The organism is Agrobacterium cavarae (genome assembly GCF_004310285.1).
GTDB classification, from domain to species: domain Bacteria; phylum Pseudomonadota; class Alphaproteobacteria; order Rhizobiales; family Rhizobiaceae; genus Agrobacterium; species Agrobacterium cavarae.
Genome location: NZ_SISF01000017.1, coordinates 17,768 through 38,951 on the forward strand (window position 1 = coordinate 17,768; position 21,184 = coordinate 38,951).

Consider the following 21,184-nt stretch of genomic DNA (forward strand, 5'->3'; position numbering starts at 1 on the left):
CAAAGCCGCCGAACGGCTTAGCGCGACCGCAAGGTGATCCTGGTCAGTTCGGAGGGAATGCCGAGCCGCAGCGCAAAGCCTGGCCAAAGCGCCGTGCCGTTGTTGACGTAAAGCTTCATGCCCCCGACATCGTAGAAACCTGAGACGAAGCCGTTATTGGGCCGTGCCACCACGCGATCGAGCCCAACGACCATGCCGCCATGCGTATGGCCTGAAAGCTGAACCGCAACGCCCAGTGCTGCATTGGCTGCCGCCTGACCGGGCTGGTGATCGAGGAGGATCACAGGTGCACCGACAGGCGCGCCTCTGAGCGCTGCCGCCGTGTCATGCGCGGGAAACGCCGTTCTCGTCGATGAAAGATCGGTGACGCCAGCGATCACAAGCCTGGCGTTGCCGCGCTCGATGACAGCGTTGCTGTTGGCAAGGGTCGTCATGTTGAGGCCCTGATAATAGGCCATCCATTCTTCATAGCCGAAGAAGTATTCGTGGTTTCCGGGAATGGTGTAGACGCCATCGCGAGCCTTCAGCTCTGCCAAGGGCGCAATGTCGCTGCTTCTCGCTTCGACCTTGCCGTCAATGAGATCGCCAGTGATGACGATCAGGTCGGCATTGAGGGCATTGGTCTTTTCGACCACTGCCCGGGTCCAGGAGGCGGGAAAGAGGCGACTGATATGCAGGTCCGTCAGCTGCACGATCTGATAGCCGTCGAAAGCCGGATCGAGACCCGGAACGGCGATCTCGATGTCCTTCAGCGGCGGCACACGGATCGCCTGGCTGACGGCAAAGGCGGAGAGAGCCAGAGCAAAAGCGGCCATTCCATAGCGGACACCGGCAGGCACCAGCGGGAAGTGCGCCTTGAACAGCATCAACACCAAAGACACCACATCCAGCGCAATCTGGAAGACGGCAAGCAGCAGCATGAAGCCGAAGAGAAGGTTGAAGCAGATGATCAGCGGTCTTGGAAATTCAGGCGAGAACACCGAACCGGACGAGAGGCGACTGAAAAGGTGATATTGCGAAGCGGCGAGTAGCAGCAGCGCTAGGGCGAGCTTCAACGGCCAAACCCACGGCAGTGGCTGAATAAAGCGGACAGCGACCACCAGCCATGGAATTCCGAAAATAAGGTGAAACATCAAGACGCTTTCGTTCTACTTAGGCGACGCAGGGGTGCACGCCAAACGATGAACCCGATACGGCAGGATTTGATCCATTCCAGACTGTGCTGTGTATCGATCAAGCAGATGTCCTGTGTACGTCTTAGCAGACAAACGCGATCTTGTTGCCGTCTGGGTCACGGAGATACGCAGCGTAGAACCCTTTGCCGTAATGCGGACGCAAACCGGGCGGACCTTCGTCAGAACCACCGAGGCCCATTGCAATAGCATAGAGTCTGTCGATCTTGACGGTGCTATCGATTAGGAATGCTGTCATGCCACCATTGCCTACATTGGCGATCTCTCCGTTGAATGGGTAGCCGGTTGCAAAGCGAGGCGCTTCGACATTGACCTTGTCACCCCAGAACGACACCTGATCGTCCTTGAAACATCGTGTGAAGCCCATTTCCGTAAAAATTGCATCATAGAAGACCACGGCACGATCAAGATCCTTGGTGCCGACCATGGTGTACCCAATCATCATCTTTCTCCTGAAAGCGTAACCCGAAATCCAGCCTCATCGTTTCCCGACACGACCGCCAAAAAAGCCTTGCGGACGGCTTTCGACAGACGCTTTATCTCACCCTCCAGCGTCGCAATATCGGGGCAATCACCCGCCCTGCAAACGAGATCGATCAAACCCGCAGGCGCCTGTTTCGGATCAAAATCCGTATCGATGCACAGCCTTATGATCTGCGATAGTTCGGTGAAGAGCCGCATTGCTTCGATGCAATCGTCATGTGTCTGGGGCTCCATCGCCTCTGAGGCCATGCGTTTGAGCGCATCGGATGTGCTCTCTCCCGGCTCATGCAGAGGCAGACCCTTTGCCGGCGCGACAAGTGTCAGATATTGCGCAATGAATTCCAGATCGACCAGTCCGCCGGGGATGAGCTTGAAATCCCAGAGGCTTTCGGCAGGCTTTTCCTTGTCGATCAGCTGGCGCATCTCGCGAACGTCGGCGGCGACCTTGGCGACGTCTCGCTTTTGCGACAGGACCGAGGCAATGATCCGATCGGCATCTGCAATCAAGGTTGCGTCACCGCAGATCAGTCGGGCTCTGGAGAGCGCAAGATGCTCCCACGTCCAGGCCTCTTCACGCTGGTATTTTTCGAAAGTCGAGATGCGGGTCGCCACCGGTCCTTTGTTGCCGGAAGGTCTGAGGCGCATGTCGACCTCATAGAGCACGCCTTCGGCCGTTGGGGCGGAAAGAGCCGCGATCAATCGCTGGGTGACCCGCGTGAAGTAGCGCACCGCATCGAGCGGCTTGGCGCCGTTAGATTCGGTAGCCCCGTCGTCGTAATCATACAGCAGAATGAGATCGACGTCGGAGCCGGCGGTCAGTTCAAAAGAGCCGAGCTTACCCATGCCGATGACGGCGACGCGCCCGCCCGGATAAGCGCCATGCGTGGTCGCCATTTCGACCAGGACGGCATTCAAAGCCGCTTCGACCACGAGATCGGCAAGGTGAGTGAATGCGCGGCCCGCCACCTCGCCGGTAATCGCACCGGTCAAGAGCCGAACGCCGATCAGGAAGCGCTGCTCGGCAGCAAAAATGCGCAGCCGGTCGAGAATGTCCTCGTAATGCCGCGCAGGCGAGAGAAAGCCCTTCATGCGCTGGGAGAGATAATCACGCGTCGGGATCTCGGTCATCAGCGCCGGATCGAGCATGCCGTCGAAGACGTGCGGTCGTGCCGCGATGATTTCCGCCAGTCTCGGGGCGGACGACATGATCGTGACCAGCAGCGACAGCAGCGCCGGATTGTTACCCAGAAGGGAGAAGAGCTGGATGCCCGCCGGCAGCCCGGAAAGGAAGTTGTCGAAGCGGAGCAGCGCCTCGTCGGCGCGTTTGCTCTCGCCGAAGGCCTTCAGCAGGTCCGGCGTCAACTCGGTCAGTCTTTCGCGCGCCTCGACCGATTGTGTCGCGCGGTAGCGGCCATTGTGCCAGGTGCGGATCACCCGTGACATGTCTTCAGGACGTTCAAAGCCGAGCCGCTCCAGCGTATTCAATGTGTCGGGGTCATCCTTTTGACCGGTGAAGACAAGGTTGCCGCTCTCGCCGGACAGCTTTGTTTCCTGCTCGAAGAGGGCGGAATATTGGCGCTCCACCAGACGCAGCACGTCCTCCAGTTTTTCGGAGAATGCTTTGGTGTCGGCAAAGCCGAGCATGAAGGCGATGCGCTTCAATTCGGTTTCCGTATCCGGCAGGATATGCGTCTGCTCGTCGCGAACCATCTGGATGCGATGTTCGACCTCGCGCAGGAACCAATAGGCTTCGGTCAGACTGTCACGCGTCTCCGCGTCGATCCATTTGGCATCCGTCAGTGCCGCAAGCGCTTCTTCGGTCGAGCGGACACGCAAGGGCGCCATGCGCCCGCCTGCGATCAATTGCTGCGTCTGGGCGAAGAATTCGATCTCGCGAATGCCGCCGCGTCCAAGCTTGACGTTATGTCCCTTCACCGCAATCGCCCCGTGGCCCTTATGCGCATGAATTTGTCGCTTGATGGAATGGATATCGGCAATTGCAGCGTAATCGAGATATTTGCGGAAGACGAAGGGAGTCAGTTCCCGCAGGAAGCCCGCGCCCGCCTTGATGTCACCTGCCACAGGTCGCGCCTTGATATAGGCCGCCCGCTCCCAGTTCTGCCCCCTGCCCTCATAGTAAAGCAGCGCCGCATCGACCGGTATGGCGAGCGGTGTTGAGCCGGGATCGGGGCGAAGGCGAAGGTCGGTTCGAAACACATAGCCGTCGGCGGTACGCTCCTGCATGATACGGATCAGCCGCCGCATCATCCGCCCAAAGATCTCGAGCGCATCCAGCGGATCGGGCACGATGCCAGCCATGGGCTCGAAGAACACGACAGCATCGATATCGGAGGAATAATTGAGCTCGCGCGCGCCGAGCTTGCCCATGCCGAGTACGATGAGACCCGAGCCTTCGCTCGGTGCTTGCGGATCTTTAAGCGTGACCTTGCCGCTATTATGGTTGGCGAGAAGCAGATGATCGATTGCGGACGATAACGCTGCGTCGGCCATGTCGCTCAGCCATCGTGTCGTATCGCGGGCGGTAAAGATGCGGCCGAGATCGGCCAAGGCTGCAATGAAGGACAGGCGGCGTTTGGCGACGCGCAGCGTTGTCATCACCTCCGCCTCCGTCGGAATGGCGCCATCCTCACCCGGTCGCCAGCAATTGCGGGCCTGTTCGACCAGTCTGCCGAGCGATGTCTCGACCGGCTCAGAAACAGCGAGCGTCAGCAGCCTCTCGTCGGCGCTCGCCGCATCCCGCAGGTAGGGAGACAAGGTGAAGGCGTTGGCGACGAAATCCTTGAGCGGGCTGTCGCCCGCCATCATTTCGGTGATTGCGGGTTCGCGCTTGGCAATGTCTTTCAGAGACGAGAGAACGGATTTCAGTTCGGTTTGGGTGAGCGCACGGATCGTTCCTGGTTGCACTTCATCAAGCCGTGTTGCTGCGGATACCGCATCTGTCATGGTCTCTCCTCCTGCATGTCACCCTGTTGGACGGGCTTTTTCTCTCCCTGCACCACTGTGCGTGCCACAGGCTTCAGGGAAAGAGACATAACCTTACGGCTTGGACGCCGGAAAGACCATGGACACGGTGAGACCAGGCGACGCTGGATTGCCCGGATCGGTATCCGAGAGACGCAGTTCACCGCTGTGAAGCTCCATCACCGCCTCCACCAGCGAGAGACCGAGGCCAGTTCCGGGCTTGGAACGGCTCTCATCCAGTCGTACGAAGCGTTTGATCACCTCGGCGCGCTTTTCAGCTGGAACGCCCGGGCCTGTATCGGCAACCGAAAGGATGATGCCTTCCTCGCTTCGACCAAGCTTTACGACAAGCCGCTTTTCACCGTCATGCCCAGCCGAATATTTGATGGCATTGTCGATGAGATTAGTCAGTGCCTGACCGATCAGTTCGCGATTGCCCTGTACGACCAGTCCGGGCTCGATGGCCGCAGTCAAGGTCAAGCCTTCCTCATCGGCCACAGGTTCGTAAAGTTCGGCGCTGTCTTCGGCAATGGCAGAGATATCCACGTCGGTCATCTCCGCGGCAATCGAGCCGGCCTCGACGCGCGAGATCATCAAAAGCGCATTGAAAGTGCGGATCAACTGGTCGGATTCGGCGATGATGCCTTCCAGCGCCGCGCGCCGCTTGTTGTCGTCCGGATCATCAAGCGCATCGGCGGCCCTGTTGCGCAGTCGCGTCAGCGGTGTCTTTAGGTCATGGGCAATGTTGTCGGAGACCTGACGTAAGCCCTCATTCAGCTTTTCGATGCGGCCGAGCATGGCATTCAGCGAGCCGGAAAGCCGATCGAATTCATCGCCGGATCTGCCCTCTGGAAGCCGTTGCGAGAGATCGCCCGCCATGATTTTCTTCGTTGCGGCCGACATTCGATCAAGGCGCTTCAACGCGTTTTGCCCGATGGCAAACCAGATAATGAGCGCACCGCCGCCCATGATCGCCAGCGCCACCATCAGCGCGCTGCGCACCAGCAGCCGGAACTTCGTGGGCTCGCCCAAATCGCGGCCGACGAGAATGCGGAGGCCATTGTCGAGGACGAAGATATTGGCAGTGGCAAGGTGTTTTACGCTGTCGCCGCTTTCGGAGTAGCGCTCATAGGTGAAAGGAAATTCGGTCCAGCCTTCATTGTCAAACACGCCGGGCTGTACCGAGGCAACGTTGCCGCCGAGGATTTCACCATTGGGTCCGGCGATGACGTAAAGGCTTGCACCCGGCTGGCGGGCGCGTCGTTCCATCATCCGCAAAAGCGGATTGATCCCGCCACGCTCATAGACGCGCTGAACGTCGTTGACCTCCTGCAGCACGGCATCGCGCGTTTGCTGGTTCAGCAGACGTTCCGAAAGTGCGGTGACGTAGAAGACGAGAAACGCCGCGCAAAGCGCAAACAGCAGAATGTAGAGCGCGGAAAGACGGACAGCAGTGGAGCTGAAAAGAAGGCGCAAGCGCGAAGGCATCGTTTAGCCTTCGTCCTTCATCATATAGCCAGCACCGCGGATCGTCTTAAGCAAAGGCTTGTCGAAATCCTTTTCGATCTTGGAGCGCAAGCGCGAGACGTGCACGTCGATGACATTGGTCTGGGGATCGAAGTGATAATCCCAGACATTTTCCAAGAGCATGGTGCGGGTCACCACCTGGCCGGCATTCTTCATCAGATATTCCAGCAGGCGGAACTCACGCGGCTGCAGCAGGATTTCCTTGCCGTTACGGCGCACGTCGTGTGAAAGCCGGTCGAGTTCGAGATCGCCGACGCGATAGATCATGTCCTGCTCGGGCTTGCCCTTGCGGCGACCAAGCACCTCGATCCGGGCAAGAAGCTCGTTGAAGGCATAGGGCTTGGGAAGATAATCGTCGCCACCGGCGCGAAGGCCGGTTACGCGGTCATCCACCTGACCAAGTGCTGAGAGAATGAGCACGGGAGTCTCGACACCCTTTCTGCGCAATTCCGAAATAACGGAAAGGCCGTCACGACGCGGCAACATGCGGTCGACGACCATAACGTCGTAAACATTTTCGCAGCCCATAAACAGGCCGCTTTCGCCATCACTGGCGTGGTCGACAACAATACCAGCTTCACGGAATGCCTTCGTCATATAGGCGGCGGCTTCCAAATCATCTTCAATAACAAGTATTTTCATGTGGGGAACATTAACGTCGATATCATCCAGCGCACAACTGGAAAGAGGTTCGCCCGCAGCATTATGCAGATGACTTTCCACGGATTGCCTTATGAGTTCGGCCATGATGATGTCTCCTGTCTGCCTGGCCTGCCACCTTTGCAATAAGCGGCGTGCCGCTCCAGGTGACTTCGGCCTTGGATGGCCGAGAGCCGGCCACCGGATTATCGATCGTAAAATACGAAGCCGCCGCAGATATACGCGGCTCCTTGCTGTTCTACGGCTTAACAAAAGAGAGGGGCAAAGCGCCCCTCTCGTATCTCTTCCCTATCAACCCTGGTCGATGTCGAGGGCGATGAAGCGGCTGCCCTGCTCGGTTTCGATCTGGAAGAGAGCCTTGGTGCGGCCGTCCTTCTTGGCCTGATTGATAACCTTCTCGACATCGGCGGCGGATGCGACCTGCTGGTTGTTGACCGAAGTGATCTTTTCGCCCGTCTTGAGCCCGCGGGTTGCGGCGTCGGAGTCCGGATCGACATCGGTAATCGCAAGACCTTTGCCATCTTCAGCAGGAGCAACCGTCAGGCCTAGGCTGGAGAGAGCCTTCTCGCTGGAAGACTGACCGCCGCGATCATTGTCGTTTTGACCCTGGGCACCTGCAGACGCGTCATCATTTGCCAAATCACCCAAGGTGACACTGACCGACTGCGACTTGCCATCGCGCCAGAGAGACAGTTCGACCTTGGTGTTGGGTGCCAGCGCGCCAATACGGCGGGACAGTTCGCGTGCATCCTTGATCGGATCGCCATTAACCGCGGTGATGATATCACCCTGCTTGATGCCGGCCTTGTCACCGGGAGAACCCGGCTGCGGAGCCACGACGAGCGCACCCTTGGCTTCGGAGAGGCCGAGCGATTCGGCAATATCCTTGCTGACGGGCTGGATCTGTACGCCTAGCCAACCGCGCTCGACCTTACCGTCCTTCATCAGATCCTGAACGACATCCTTGGCAACGGATGCGGGGATCGCGAAAGCGATACCGACGTTACCGCCGGAAGGCGAGAAGATCGCGGTGTTGATGCCGACGACTTCGCCATTGAGGTTGAAGGCGGGGCCACCGGAGTTACCGCGGTTCACGGCCGCATCGATCTGCAGGTAGTCGTCATAAGGGCCGGAGCCGATATCACGGCCACGGGCAGAGACGATACCGGAGGTTACCGTGCCGCCAAGACCGAAGGGGTTACCGACAGCCACGACCCAGTCACCGACGCGGATTTTGCTGTCATCGGCGAACTGCACATAGGTGAACTTGCGATTCACATCGACCTTCAGCACGGCAAGGTCGGTGCGCCGATCGCGGCCGATAAGCTTGGCGTCGTATTCGGTGCCATCGTTGAGCACCACCGTATAGGCGGAGCCGTCGTCGACGACGTGATTGTTGGTGACGATGTAGCCGTCTTCCGAGATGAAGAAGCCGGAGCCCTGAGCGACAGGGCGCAGCGGGCCTTTACCTTCGCGGTGGCGATTGGGGCCACGCTTGTCTTCATTTGCGCCGGGGCCACCGAATTCCTTGAAAAAGCGCTTGAGCGGATGGTCGTCAGGAAGCTGATCCAGACCACGACCGCCGAAGGAAAAACCGCTGCTGTCGTCAGAAACCGGCTCGACATTGGATTTGACGCGGACCGAAACGACCGCGGGAGAAACGGCGTCAACAACACTGGCAAAGCTCGGTACCTGGGGTGCGTTCACCTCGACAGGTGCTGCAAAGGAACGGGCGATTGGGCCAGCGGCGCCGGTGGTCAGCATCAGCGCGGCAAGACCGCCGACGGCCGAAGACTTCAGAACTGTCTTCAACGAAGAGCGTCCGTTTTGCATTTGAGACATTTGATTTCCTTCTTTCTTCATCTGACTGGAGCCTCCGAGGAGGATCGGAGCAGCGGTGGATGACAAAAGATATAGGAACTCCCACCTTACAGCGAAGTGTCTGCCTTATGAAAAATTAGTAATATTGCCGCATCGAGCGATATGGCGGTGCAAACCTCAGCGTTCCAGCAAGTCGCGGATCCTGGCTTCTTCATCAGCCGTCAATTTCTGGCCTTCCGAGAGCGCGGCACGGCGACGGGAAAAGACGAAGACCGCCACTCCGCCTATCAGAAGAAGACCGATCGGCGCCCCCCATAGAGCCAGAGTCCTTGCGCTGAAACGCGGTTTCAACAGCACGAATTCGCCATAGCGCGAGACGACATAGTTGATCACCGCATCATCGCTGTCACCCTTGACCAAACGATCGCGCACGAGAAGACGCAGATCGCGGGCAAGCTCCGCATTGCTGTCATCAATCGACTGGTTCTGGCAGACCATGCAGCGCAATTGGGCCGTAAGGTTACGCGCCCGTGCTTCGAGCACAGGATCGGAAAGCACTTCGTCCGGGTTGAAAGCGGAGGCGGGAAAGGCCCTGAGCGCCAGAATGATGAGCAACGATAATCTTGCGAGCATCGCTCTCATTCCGCCGGCTCCAGGCTTGCCGCTTTCGAAGGCTTTGACTTGCGACTTGGCGCGCCCACACGCAGGCGACGGTCGGAGAGCGAGATAAAGCCCCCCAGCATCATAAACACTGTGCCGCCCCAGATGCAGAGGATAAAGGGCTTCCACCAGATGCGCACGACTATACCGCCATCCTGCATCGGATCGCCGAGGGACACATAGAGTTGTGAGAGACCGAAGGTCATGATGCCGGCTTCTGTCGTCGGCATGCGGCGCGCGGTATAGAGGCGCTTTGAGGACCAGACGTCTCTCACTTCCACTCCCGCTTTACGGGCGGTGAAGTGGCCGCGATCTTCGGTGTAATTCGGGCCGACGTGATGACGGATGCCGTCAAAGGTCAGGCTATAGCCGCCCGCCTCCACCACCATGCCCTGCTTCATCTCAACCACGGTTTCCGTCTCGAATGTGGTGACGGTGACGATGCCAAGCACCGTGATGCCGAGGCCGATATGTGCAAGCGCCGTGCCGAAGGCCGAGCGAGGCAGACCTTTCAGGCGGCGAAAAGCAACGCCAAGCGTCAACTTGCCGAAATTGGCACGGTACCAGAGATCGGCAAGCGCGCCGAAGATCAGCCAGAAGCCTGCAGCTATGCCAAGCGCTGCCAATACCGGCCCGCCATTTTGGATGTACCAGAGCGCCAGTCCTGCGAGAGCCGCAAGAGCCGCGGCCACGTAGAGCCGCTGGAAGGCGCCTAGAAGATCGCCACGCTTCCAGGCAAGCATCGGACCGAAGGGGGTGACGATCAGAATCGGGATCATCAACAGGCCGAAGGTAATGTTGAAGAAGGGCGCGCCGACAGAGATCTTTTCACCTGTCAGGGTTTCAAGAACCAGCGGATAGAGCGTGCCGATCAGCACCGTGGCGGTGGACACCGTCAGGATCAGGTTGTTGAGAACCAATGCGCCCTCGCGCGAAATCGGCGCAAACAGACCGCCTGCCTTCAGCGTCGGAGCGCGCCATGCAAAGAGCGAAAAAGCGCCGCCGATGAAGACCATCAGAATGCAGAGAATGAAAATACCGCGGCTCGGATCAGTGGCGAAGGCGTGCACCGACGTCAGCACGCCGGAGCGGACGAGGAAAGTGCCGAGCAAGGACAGCGAGAAGGTCATGATCGCCAAAAGGACGGTCCAGATCTTCAGCGCCTCGCGCTTTTCCATGACGAGCGCCGAATGCAGAAGTGCTGTTCCCGCAAGCCAGGGCATGAAGGAGGCATTTTCGACCGGGTCCCAGAACCACCAGCCTCCCCAGCCAAGTTCGTAATAGGCCCAGTAAGAGCCCATGGAGATGCCCGCCGTCAGGAAGGTCCAGGCAGCCAGTGTCCATGGACGCACCCAGCGCGCCCAGGCGGCATCAATGCGGCCTTCCATGAGGGCGGCAACGGCGAAGGAAAAACAGACGGAAAAGCCGACATAGCCGAGGTAAAGCAGCGGCGGATGAATGGCGAGACCGAAATCCTGGAGGATGGGGTTCAGATCCTGTCCCTCAGCCGGCACAGGGTCGAGCCGCAGAAACGGATTGGAGGTCAACAGAATGAACAGCAGGAAGGCCGTGCTAATCCAGGCCTGGACCGAGAGCACATTGGCTTTCAACGTATCGGGCAGATTGCGGCCATAGACGGAAACCAGCGCACTGAAAAACACCAGGATCAGCAGCCACAGAAGCATAGAGCCTTCATGGTTGCCCCAGACACCGGTCAGTTTGTAGATCATCGGCATCAAAGAATGCGAGTTCTCGAAGACGTTCTTCAACGAGAAGTCGGACACCGCATAGGCGTGCGTCAACGCACCGAAGCTGAGACCAACCAGGAGAAACATCAGAAGAGAGCCGGTGGACGCGACATCCATCAGCCCGCGATCGTGACGACGAACGCCGATAACCGGCAGGATGGAGACGACCACGGAAACCGCGAGCGCAAGGATGAGACAGTAGTGACCGATTTCACTGATCATTTGGTCGCCCCGGTCTTGTTGCCATCTTGCGTCTGCTGCCAAAGCCCCTTGTCTTTCAGCCGGTCGGCCACTTCCTTCGGCATGTAGTTCTCGTCATGTTTGGCAAGCACGCTATCTGCCATGAAGGCGTGGGTCGCAGCATCGAAAACACCTTCCGTCACTACCCCTTGGCCCTCGCGAAACAGATCCGGCAGGATGCCGGTGTAGCTGACTGGAACGCTTCCGGAGCCGTCCGTCACGGTGAAGCTGACGGTGCGGCCTTCCCCACGCTTGACCGATCCTTCGGCCACCAGGCCGCCGAGGCGGATACGCGTGCCTGGCGCCACGGAGGTCTTTTCGAGATCAACCGGCATATAGAAGTAAGCGATGGACTGGCCGAAGGCGAACATCACCAGAAAGACAGCCAGCATGATGAAACTCACGCCGCCGCCGATGATCGCCAATCGCTTCTGTTTGCGCGTCATTGCGTCACTCCGTCGGCGGGAATTCCAAGTTGCTGCGCCAGGGCGAGCAGTTTCTTGCCCTGCTCGCCGTCCGGCGGAAAGGCCTTTAGCCCGTTTTGCAGTGCTTCCTTCGCCTTACCGTCATTGTTGAGCATGGCATAAGAGCGTACGAGCCGCATCCAGCCCTCAAAATTGTCAGGTTGCTCACGAAGCTTGCCGTCCAGACTCTCGACCATACCGGCAATCATCGCCTGGCGATCCTCTGGTGCCATGGCGTTGGCAGCCTCTATATCCTCAGCCGTCGGATTGCCCGGTGCTTCGGGCTTCGGCACGGCAGCAACTGCCGCATCGCCACCGGTTGCCTCAAGATGGGCCTGAACGAGCGGTATCCAGGGCGCGCCAGCGGGAGAAGCCTTCAAGATCGCCGCGAATGCGTCGCGCGCCTCATCCTTCTTGCCGGCTTGCTCCAGCGCAAGCGCCAGATAGAAGCGCGCTCGCGGATTGCCGGGCCGCAATTTCTCCGCATCGGCGAAGGCGGATTGAGCTTCCTGCGTGACGATGCCCTGATTGGCCGTGACAAGTGTTTCGGCCAATCCGGTCAATCGCTCGGGGTTATCGCCCAGCAAGCGGATGGCGTTTCGGTAGGCCATTTCGGCATCGCCAAAGCGCATCGTCTTGAAGTAGATCGGCGCCAGCACATCCCATCCCGCACCGTCCGCAGGGTTCTGCGCCAGATGGCGTTCCGCTTTGGCGATCAAAAGGTTCATATCGCTGCCGGGATTTTCCAGACGTGCTTCCAGCGGCATGTCCGGATGATTGGGGCTTCCCATGAACAAGTAAAGACAGAGCCCTGTGATCGGTAAAGCCGCCGTTACAAGGCTTGCGATCACACTATGTCGGCGAGCGGTCAAGGCAGTGTCCTGCTCACTCTTTCCCGACGCCGCAGCCAGAAGGCGTCGCCCGATCTCGGCGCGCGCATATTCCGCTTCCGTTTCTCCGATCAGGCCGGATGCGCGTTCGCGCTCAAGCTCTGCCAGCTGATCGCGATAGACGGCAACCTCCCCTTCCCCATCGACAATGGCAGACTGCTTGCTGCGCATCAAAGGATGGGTGAGAATAATGGCGACAGCCGCCGTCAATATGGCAACGAGAATCCAGAACATTCCCACTCAACTACTCGAATGCGCGCCGCTTTGAAACAAGCCGCAACGGGATGACACGAATTTGAAGCCATCGGCCGCGCGACGTTCTCTCACAGGAAGACGTACGACTTCCTTGACACAAGTCAAATGGAAGAATTCCCTTCCGCTAGGACGATGACCCAGGACCCCGTCGCGAGCGCCGACAGCAAGGCAAGAACCCGCGCGCGCGCGCTATCGAAATGATCCCGCGGGGGCAGACGTCAGGTGAGCGGTGTCCAGGTTCCATCCGCGTTGCGGCAGGCCGCCCCGCGCACCTTCGCCTCGCGACCATTGTCGTTGATGGTGTGGGAATATTGACGGCAATTCTGGTTGCCGACTTGATAGGGCGCGTTGGCGATGACCTCACCATTTGCACTGCCGCTCCAGGTCACGGCCTGTCCGCCGGGCGCGGTCTCGAGCGCGCGATACTCTGCCTCCAGAGCCTTGTTGTAATCGCCGCGGCTCAACTGGATGCCGCTGCGCGACACGATGCCGCCCTGGAGGTTGGCGATATAGGAGACGGAAGACGATCCGCGACCGCTGAAAAGGCCTCCGCCGCTTGCAGGTCCGCGCGTATTGGATGTCGTGCAGGAGCTTAAAACGGAAACGACAATCAGGGACAGAACGGCAGGTCGCGCCAAGCGAGACCCTGTTGCTCTCACACCTGCACTGCACATCGCTTCCATCAAAATACTACTCCTTGCCAACGTCTAATCACTGAAACCTGCTGAGCAACGCCGCAATGCCGCGCATCATCAGGCACATCGTCATCACTCTTCCGGCTTGAATTAATTGCCTTTTCGCTTGTCTTAAGCAAGCTCTTTCGACAGGCCCGGCAAAAGCAGTGTGGCCTTCAATCCACCGAGTTCGCTGCGCGACAGGGTGAATTTTCCGTGATACTCGGAAACCACTTCGCTGACGATCGACAGTCCAAGACCGGTGCCGGGCCGGCTTTCATCCAGCCGTCGCCCGCGCTTCAGCGCCTCGGTGATCTGGTCGGGCTCTAGACCAGGCCCATCATCCTCCACCGTCAATTCGATCCAGGCACGGCGGGTGATATCTGGATCGGAGGACGGATGGCTGCCGGTTGTCATGCGAACGACGATACGCTTGTCCGCAAAGCGGGCAGCATTTTCGAGAAGGTTGCCGACGACCTCTTCCAGATCCTGCTGCTCCATGGCCAGCAGCGTGCCTGGCTGGTGAAGATCGAGTTCGAAGGCCTTGTCGGGGTTGAGGCGCCGCATCACCCGTATAAGGCGCTCCAGCGCCGGTTCGGATTCAGCTCGCGCCAGGATCGAGCCGCGCTGGGCGGCGATACGGGCCCGCGACAGATAGGACTGGACCTGCGCCTGCATGGCGTCCACCTGGGATCGCACCAGATCGCCGTGCTGATTGTCCAGCGTGCGCGCCTCGTTCAATAGCACTGCGATCGGTGTCTTCAGCGAGTGAGCCAAGTTGCCAACCTGCATGCGCGCGCGTTCGACGATGCGGCGGTTGCTTTCAATCAGCGCATTGATCTCATGCGCCAACGGCTGGATTTCACGCGGGAATTCACCCTCCAGCCGCTCGGCCTCACCGCCGCGAATCTTGCCAAGCGCCACGCGTGCATGATCGAGCGGGCGAAGACTGTAGAGGATGGCGAGACCGTTGACCACGAGACTACCGACGCCGAAGACCGCGAGCGCCAGATAGAGGCTGTTGGAAAAGTCGCGCACATCGTCTTCGACGACGTTCAGATTGCCGGTCACGCGAAACCGTGCAGCCCTGCCCTCACCATCCAGCACGACTTCGGTCTCGGCCACCTGAATGCGGTTTCCGGCCTGATCGGTCAGCGTGTAATAACGTTCATAGCGGTTGTCGAAGGGCACATCGAGAATGCTGGGAACGGCAAGCTTGGAGGCGCCAAGTGATGAGGAGACCAGCGGTGCAGTCTGGAAGTTGCCGAGCGGCTCCACGAGCCAGTACCATCCCGTATCCGGCTGGGAGAAACGCAAATCTCCGAGCTGCGGACTGCCGGCCAGCGTGTTCTCATTGGAAATCGTCACGGAATTGATGACGTTATAGAGCTGGGCACGCAACAGATCGGTAAAGCTGCGCTCGACACCCTGGCGGTAGAGCGTCGAAATCACCACCGCGATCACCACCAGCGCCAGCACAGACCATGCCGAGGCGAGTAGCAGAACGCGGGCGGTGAGTGAATTACTTCGCATCTTGCGGCGCTTGCATCCGGTAGCCAAGACCACGAATGGTCTCGATGAGGTCAACACCCAGCTTCTTGCGCAAGCGTCCAACGAAAACTTCGATCGTGTTGGAATCGCGGTCGAAATCCTGATCGTACATGTGCTCGACCAGCTCGGTGCGCGAGACGACCTCACCCATGTGATGCATGAGATAGGAAAGCAGCCGGAACTCGTGCGAGGTCAGCTTCAAGGTCACGCCATTGACGGTTGCCTTGGATGATTTGGTGTCGAGCCTGACAGGACCACAGACAATCTCGGAAGACGCGTGGCCTGCGGCACGACGGATCAACGCACGCACACGCGCAAGCACTTCTTCCACATGGAAGGGCTTTGTCACGTAATCGTCGGCGCCAGCGTCGATACCCGCCACCTTGTCGCTCCAGCGATCACGTGCCGTGAGAATCAAGACGGGCATGGACTTGCCGGCAGAGCGCCATTTCTCGACAACGGTAATGCCATCCATCTGCGGCAGGCCGATATCGAGCACGATCGCGTCGTAGGGCTCGGTATCGCCGAGGTAGTGACCTTCCTCGCCATCGAACGCCTGATCGACCACATAACCCGCTTCTTTCAGCGCGTCGGTCAGTTGTCGGTTGAGGTTGGTATCGTCCTCGACCACGAGAATGCGCATCGTCTGCCCCTTTTCAGTCCAACCGGCAGCAGAGCCGGCATTCGATACTTGTCTATCGCAGATGTATGGAGATTTCGATCAAGGTTCAACTACATCGGCACGCGCATCGTGACCTTGCGGGGGCGCTCGCCATTGCCCTGCACCAGAACTGTGACGACGCAGGATTGACCGTCGCCGGACGGATAGACGGACAGGAGCTGTCCACCGGTTTCGCGAACGACGCGGGAGACGGCGCCGGTGCAGTCGCTCGCAACGCGAACAATCGGCGCCTCGACGGCACCGGCCCGCAAATCAGCCTGCGGCGCGGGGAAGCCGGACATTCCGGCTGCAAGCGTCGCGATGATTAGAGGTGATGCCATTTGCAAAAACTTCCACCAAAAGTCGGATGCACGTCGAAATAGTTTGTTGAGGCAATATTTAGCCCAAAGCGTCTGAATGGCAAATGAATGTGGGCTTTTGCGTCCGTTCAAGCTGGGGATAGCAACCCGACCGAAGCAGCAGCACCATCATCTTTTCAGAGATATGTAACCATTGCTGCGTAAAATGAAGAGAGTTCTTATCGCGGCAGCCATGAGCCCGCGGCGGCTTTCCTTTGCCATTTCGTTGAGTCTTCTGAATCACTTGCGACCGGGACTTAACAGATTGAGTCTCCTCGTTAAGAAACCAGTTGAACACAACCCCAAGCGGCGGCATGCTTTCTGAAAAATACGAGTTCTATCAGCCACTTATGCTTTGGCAATCAGCATTCCCTGCGGTTGACCTCGCAGATACCTTATGTGATCGGAGAGGTCACCGCTTTATCGGCATCGAAGTCCGCTGCAATTCGCGTATCTCGGAGAGGCTTTACGGTTCTGGTGGATAGATCATAGGCTGGGTCAGCCTTGTAGGCGGCGAGCGCCTCTTGGCTCTCGAACTCGCCGTAGACGATGAAGTCGACCGAGTTGCCCCACTGGTCCTTCTTGACGTTCTCGCCGATCTCGAGCTTCGAAGCGTGGGGAATGGCCGTCAGGCCTGAAAGTCCCTTGCGCACGGCGTCACGATTGGCTTCAGGAACGGTGAAGAAAACGATGTGGCGGATCATGGGCATGCACCTGTCAATTGAACGTCGCGGCAGAACACTGGAGCAATCGCCTATCATCCTGCCGCAACGGGTTCAATCCAGCTTACCGGGTGGATGTCACGCGGCGCCTTTTCTCAGCCGGTCTCTTAGTTACGAAGAAGGCCAGCGACTGTCCCCTCTTGCGGAGCGGGTTGAAGCTGGCGAAACGGCTTGTGACGACCGGGAATCAGGGTCAGCGGATGATCGGATGGGGTTTTCGAAAAGCGACCTTCGGCAAGTCGCGGATTTTCCACATGCTGGCAGCGCCAGTTAAATCGATTTGAAAATTTCTTAATCGATTTTAATATCTGCGAACCGATTTAAGAGAAAATTATTGCTTGAATCTGGGAACCTCTCACCCTCTTACTTGGTTTCAGAGCCCGCTAATGGAGCTGCATCAACCCAGTCAGGAGGAATGCCATGACAGCGACAATTCCCCAGAACATTTACGACCGCCTCGAGAGCGAATGGCGGCAGATGCGCGAAGGTGGCAGCCAGCCAAAGCCTTCGCAGTCTCCAAAAAAGTGATCGCCGCTTGCACGCCTTAGGGTGTGCTCCGGGAGATGGAAATAGCCCGCGACATGATGATCGTCTGTCGCGGGCTTTTTGTTGCGTCCGATTCTTTCCACCGTCGCAAAGCTCGTATTAAACTGGCGCCTAGACCGCAAATCACGCGGTCAGCTGGGGCCGGTCTCCCGTGGTTCCCAAGTCCTTGGAGGAACATACTATTGCGGTGGATCAGGCGCTTCATCGGACCGCTGTCCAGCACTGGCATCGTCTTCGGGACATTGCTATTTTGTGCGTCGCTGACGCCCTCGCTTCTCCCGCGCACCTTCGTCATGCAAGGCGTTCTCTGTGGCTTTTCCTTTGCCATCGGGTACCTCATCGGCGTGGTGGTGAAGGAGGTCTACCTCTATTTGGAGCTGCCGCAGCTTTCCCGGCATGATCGGCGCGGTGTCCGCTTCGTCCTGTCGCTTGCCGCCGCCATCGCTGCGGTCGGCTTTCTTTGGCAGGCGGCCACCTGGCAGAACTCCATCCGTATCTTGATGGAGATGAGCCCGCTCGATAGCAGCCACCCGTTCAGGACAGGGGCGATCGCAATCGCCGTTGCAGCAATCCTGATTGGTTTCGGGCGCCTTTTCCAACTCGTTCGTCGCCTGTTGGCCTTGCGCAGTCGTCGCTTCCTGCCGCGTCGGCTGGCAAATGTCGTCAGTGCCGTTGCGGCGATCGCGCTCGCGTGGATGGCACTGAACGGGCTGATCTTCGACATCGGCCTGCGATTTGCTGACAGTTCGCTAAAACAGGTTGATAGCCTGATCGAGCCGGACGTTCCGCAACCGACGGACCAATTGAAGACCGGCAGCGACACTTCCCTGATGACGTGGCAATCGCTCGGCCGACGCGGACGGGAATTTGTGGCGACGGGCCCTACAGCGCAGCAGATTTCGAGCTTCACCGGCAAAGCCGCGCTTGAGCCGATCCGTGTGTATGCCGGGCTCAATTCCGCGGATACGCCAGCTGCGCGGGCGAAACTTGCGCTCGAAGAGTTGAAACGCGCAGGCGGCTTCGAGCGCCACGCTCTGCTCGTCGTTGTACCGACCGGCACAGGCTGGATCGATCCCGAGGCTCTGGATACCCTCGAGTATCTCCACAATGGCGATATCGCCAGCGTTTCGGTGCAATATTCCTATCTCTCCAGTTGGATCGCTCTTCTGACCGAACCGGATTACGGGGTCGAAACGGCACGCGCCTTGTTCGAGGAAATCTACGGCTATTGGACGACGCTGCCGAAAGAGACGAGACCGAAGCTCTATCTTCATGGGCTTAGCCTCGGCGCGCTGAACAGCCAGAAGTCTTCCGACCTCTTCGACGTGCTGGCCGATCCGTTTCAAGGCGCGTTGTGGAGCGGACCGCCCTTCGCAAGCCCCACATGGCGGATGGCGACCAATGGGCGGGTGCCCGGCACGCCGGAATGGCTGCCGAAGTTTCGCGATTCGTCCGTCATCCGATTTGCAGACCAGTATCAAACAGCGACGATGCCGAATGTTGCCTGGGGCCCGATGCGGATCGTCTATCTGCAATATGCAAGCGACCCGATCACCTTCTTCCAGACCTCATCGGTTTATCGGCGACCCGAATGGATGAACCAGCCCCGCGGCCGCGATGTCTCCTCCTCGTTCCGCTGGTTCCCACTCGTCACCTTCCTGCAATTGACGCTGGACGTGGCTGCCGCAACTACCGCGCCCATGGGCTACGGCCATGTCTACGCTCCCGAACACTACATCGATGCATGGATGGAGGTGACAGCACCGGAAGGCTGGAGCGCGGACGATCTTCAACGACTGAAGGTGTTCTTCAAGGCCCGCCGTGGAAGCCTCGACGAGGCATAAGACCTCGGAGAATAACGGACTGAGCCGGGCTGGATAGCGCCTCAGCGAGAGATGCGCGTCGACAGGATAATCGATGAGAGCGTGCGCTCCACTCCATCCAGCGCGCCGATCTTGTCGATCAGCCCATCCAGATCGGAGATGGAGGGAGCGGCAAGGATCGCAATCAGGTCGAAAGTGCCGCTGACGGAGTGAAGTGTCGTGACTTCCTTGATGGCGGACAGTGCGACGGTGACGGTTGCCAATGCCTTGGGGCCGATCGTGATCAGCACATGGGCGCGCACCAGCCCGGACAAGTAGTTCTCCGACAGTCTCAGGCCGTAGCCGGCGATGACGCCTTCTGCCTCCAGCCGCTCGATGCGGGCCTGGACCGTTGTTCGCGACAGGCCAAGCTTACGCGCCAGTTCGGCAACGGGCATGCGGGCATCGCTTCCAAGCAGCGACAGCAAGGCGCGGTCTTTATCGGTGATTGTCATTATGCGCATTCCCTTTGGCGGTATGCACAAATTTATACGGCCATGTGAACAAAGTGAAGCTACGAATCGTCTCGTGGAAGCGGCATTCTGTTACCTCAACACATGTCTTGAGGGGACGGATCATGAAACATATCGCTGTCGTTGGTGCTGGCAATATCGGCTCGGCTATTTCCTGGATGCTTGCGGTTACCGGCGACTACCGCATTACCGTTGCCGACCGCGCGGTCGATCAACTGGCCAATGTCCCATCCCATGAGCGGATTGACACCGAGGTGGTGGATATCACCGACCGCCTGAGCCTTCAGGCCTTGTTGAAGGACAAGTTCGCGGTTCTTTCAGCCGCTCCCTATCATCTTACTGCGGGAATTGCCGAGGCAGCCGTTGCGGTCGGCACCCACTATCTCGACCTCACCGAAGACGTGGAATCCACCCGCAAGGTCAAGAAGCTTGCCGAAACGTCGGAGGTAGCTCTCATTCCCCAATGCGGCCTGGCACCGGGCTTCATTTCCATTGTCGCTGCCGATCTGGCATCGCGCTTCGACAAACTGGACAGTGTGCGCATGCGCGTTGGCGCTCTGCCGCAGTACCCGTCCAACGCCTTGAACTACAATCTCACCTGGAGCACGGACGGCCTGATCAACGAATACATCGAGCCATGCGAGGCGATCGTCGAAGGGCGCCTGACGGCCGTTCCAGCCTTGGAAGAGCGCGAGGAGTTCTCCCTCGACGGCATGACCTACGAAGCCTTCAACACATCCGGCGGGCTCGGCACGCTCGCCGCCACGCTGGAAGGCAAAGTGCGGACCATGAACTATCGGACGATCCGCTATCCCGGCCACGTTTCGATCATGAAGGCGCTTCTCAACGACTTTAACCTGCGCAACCGTCGTGACGTGCTGAAAGACCTCTTCGAAAATGCCCTTCCCGCCACCATGCAGGATGTGGTCATCGTGTTCGTCACCGTCTGCGGCACCAAGAACGGTCGCTTCATGCAGGAGACCTACGCCAACAAGATCTATGCCGGTCCTGTCTCCGGGCGCATGATGAGCGCGATCCAGATCACCACTGCCGCAGGCATCTGCACGGTTCTCGACCTTCTTGCCGGAGACAAGCTGCCGCTGCGCGGCTTCGTCAAGCAGGAGGATGTGGCTCTCGATGCTTTCCTCGCCAACCGCTTCGGCCAGTATTATGTGCCGCGAGAAGGTCTGGCAAAGGTCGGCTGACAGGTACCCTCGCCTCTCTCAGTAGAAAGTTAGAACAGGTTTCCGAGGCTGGCGCGATCGAAACTTCGCTCCAGCCTTTTGATTGCCTATGAACGCACTCGGAAACTCGCTCCAGAAACGCAAAAAGCCGACCCTGAGGTCGGCTCAGACTGCTGACAAACCCCTGGCGTGAGCTAGGGGTTTATGATTCATTGGGACATGTTGAAGA

The 21,184-nt window shown here is 58.8% G+C and carries 18 protein-coding genes; 2 read left to right on the forward strand and 16 right to left on the reverse strand.

Annotated features, from left to right (window positions below; all coding sequences use genetic code 11):
- Positions 1 to 17 precede the first annotated feature (17 nt).
- The 15 genes from EYC79_RS01105 to EYC79_RS01175 form a co-directional block, all read right to left on the reverse strand.
- Positions 18 to 1,133 carry a metallophosphoesterase gene (locus EYC79_RS01105; protein ID WP_130976939.1) on the reverse strand — a complete coding sequence of 372 codons (1,116 nt, stop codon included), beginning with the start codon at positions 1,131 to 1,133 and terminating at the stop codon, positions 18 to 20.
- A 124-nt stretch (positions 1,134 to 1,257) separates the two neighbouring features.
- Entirely contained in the window at positions 1,258 to 1,635 is a 378-nt protein-coding gene (locus tag EYC79_RS01110; protein ID WP_130976951.1) for a VOC family protein, read from the reverse strand.
- The gene (locus tag EYC79_RS01115; RefSeq protein WP_130976940.1) at positions 1,635 to 4,640 is read right to left on the reverse strand and encodes a bifunctional [glutamine synthetase] adenylyltransferase/[glutamine synthetase]-adenylyl-L-tyrosine phosphorylase; all 3,006 of its coding nucleotides are present in this window, start codon (positions 4,638 to 4,640) and stop codon (positions 1,635 to 1,637) included. The genes EYC79_RS01110 and EYC79_RS01115 overlap by 1 nt, the downstream gene beginning before the upstream one ends.
- A gap of 93 nt (positions 4,641 to 4,733) precedes the next feature.
- The gene (locus EYC79_RS01120; protein WP_113225312.1) at positions 4,734 to 6,146 is read right to left on the reverse strand and encodes a sensor histidine kinase; all 1,413 of its coding nucleotides are present in this window, start codon (positions 6,144 to 6,146) and stop codon (positions 4,734 to 4,736) included.
- Between the two features lie 3 nt (positions 6,147 to 6,149).
- Positions 6,150 to 6,827, reverse strand: a complete 678-nt coding sequence (locus EYC79_RS01125) for a response regulator transcription factor (protein ID WP_200924739.1) — start codon at positions 6,825 to 6,827, stop codon at positions 6,150 to 6,152.
- 309 nt (positions 6,828 to 7,136) lie between these two features.
- The gene (locus EYC79_RS01130; RefSeq protein ID WP_062598355.1) at positions 7,137 to 8,687 is read right to left on the reverse strand and encodes a Do family serine endopeptidase; all 1,551 of its coding nucleotides are present in this window, start codon (positions 8,685 to 8,687) and stop codon (positions 7,137 to 7,139) included.
- A gap of 156 nt (positions 8,688 to 8,843) precedes the next feature.
- The gene (locus EYC79_RS01135) at positions 8,844 to 9,308 is read right to left on the reverse strand and encodes a cytochrome c-type biogenesis protein (RefSeq protein WP_130976942.1); all 465 of its coding nucleotides are present in this window, start codon (positions 9,306 to 9,308) and stop codon (positions 8,844 to 8,846) included.
- On the reverse strand, positions 9,305 to 11,296 hold the full coding sequence (locus tag EYC79_RS01140; protein ID WP_130976943.1) for a heme lyase CcmF/NrfE family subunit: 1,992 nt from the start codon (positions 11,294 to 11,296) through the stop codon (positions 9,305 to 9,307). The genes EYC79_RS01135 and EYC79_RS01140 overlap by 4 nt, the downstream gene beginning before the upstream one ends.
- A complete protein-coding gene (gene ccmE, locus EYC79_RS01145; RefSeq protein ID WP_062425737.1) occupies positions 11,293 to 11,760 on the reverse strand; it encodes a cytochrome c maturation protein CcmE in 468 nt (155 codons plus the stop codon). The genes EYC79_RS01140 and ccmE overlap by 4 nt, the downstream gene beginning before the upstream one ends.
- A complete protein-coding gene (ccmI, locus tag EYC79_RS01150; protein ID WP_130976944.1) occupies positions 11,757 to 12,902 on the reverse strand; it encodes a c-type cytochrome biogenesis protein CcmI in 1,146 nt (381 codons plus the stop codon). Before ccmI ends, ccmE begins: the two co-directional genes overlap by 4 nt.
- A 239-nt stretch (positions 12,903 to 13,141) precedes the next feature.
- Positions 13,142 to 13,597: a hypothetical protein gene (locus EYC79_RS01155; RefSeq protein ID WP_111847992.1), complete on the reverse strand. Its 456-nt coding sequence runs from the start codon at positions 13,595 to 13,597 to the stop codon at positions 13,142 to 13,144.
- Positions 13,598 to 13,729: 132 nt separating this feature from the next.
- Positions 13,730 to 15,130 (reverse strand): ATP-binding protein, encoded by a 1,401-nt coding sequence (locus EYC79_RS01160; protein ID WP_130976945.1) that lies wholly within the window; start codon positions 15,128 to 15,130, stop codon positions 13,730 to 13,732.
- A complete protein-coding gene (locus EYC79_RS01165) occupies positions 15,120 to 15,791 on the reverse strand; it encodes a response regulator transcription factor (RefSeq protein WP_062425741.1) in 672 nt (223 codons plus the stop codon). The genes EYC79_RS01160 and EYC79_RS01165 overlap by 11 nt, the downstream gene beginning before the upstream one ends.
- 89 nt (positions 15,792 to 15,880) lie before the next feature.
- Positions 15,881 to 16,150: a hypothetical protein gene (locus EYC79_RS01170; RefSeq protein WP_112952272.1), complete on the reverse strand. Its 270-nt coding sequence runs from the start codon at positions 16,148 to 16,150 to the stop codon at positions 15,881 to 15,883.
- A gap of 413 nt (positions 16,151 to 16,563) precedes the next feature.
- Positions 16,564 to 16,872: a Dabb family protein gene (locus tag EYC79_RS01175; RefSeq protein WP_062438998.1), complete on the reverse strand. Its 309-nt coding sequence runs from the start codon at positions 16,870 to 16,872 to the stop codon at positions 16,564 to 16,566.
- A gap of 746 nt (positions 16,873 to 17,618) precedes the next feature.
- Between EYC79_RS01175 and EYC79_RS01180 the strand changes: the two genes are divergently transcribed.
- Positions 17,619 to 19,280: an alpha/beta hydrolase gene (locus tag EYC79_RS01180; protein WP_418121596.1), complete on the forward strand. Its 1,662-nt coding sequence runs from the start codon at positions 17,619 to 17,621 to the stop codon at positions 19,278 to 19,280.
- 41 nt (positions 19,281 to 19,321) lie between these two features.
- On the opposite strand, the gene EYC79_RS01185 is transcribed toward EYC79_RS01180, so the two are convergent.
- Positions 19,322 to 19,753: an Lrp/AsnC family transcriptional regulator gene (locus tag EYC79_RS01185; protein ID WP_130976946.1), complete on the reverse strand. Its 432-nt coding sequence runs from the start codon at positions 19,751 to 19,753 to the stop codon at positions 19,322 to 19,324.
- 122 nt (positions 19,754 to 19,875) lie between these two features.
- On the opposite strand from EYC79_RS01185, the gene EYC79_RS01190 reads away from it, so the two are divergent.
- Positions 19,876 to 20,976, forward strand: coding sequence for a saccharopine dehydrogenase family protein (locus EYC79_RS01190; RefSeq protein WP_130976947.1), 1,101 nt, complete (start codon positions 19,876 to 19,878; stop codon positions 20,974 to 20,976).
- Positions 20,977 to 21,184: the final 208 nt, after the last annotated feature.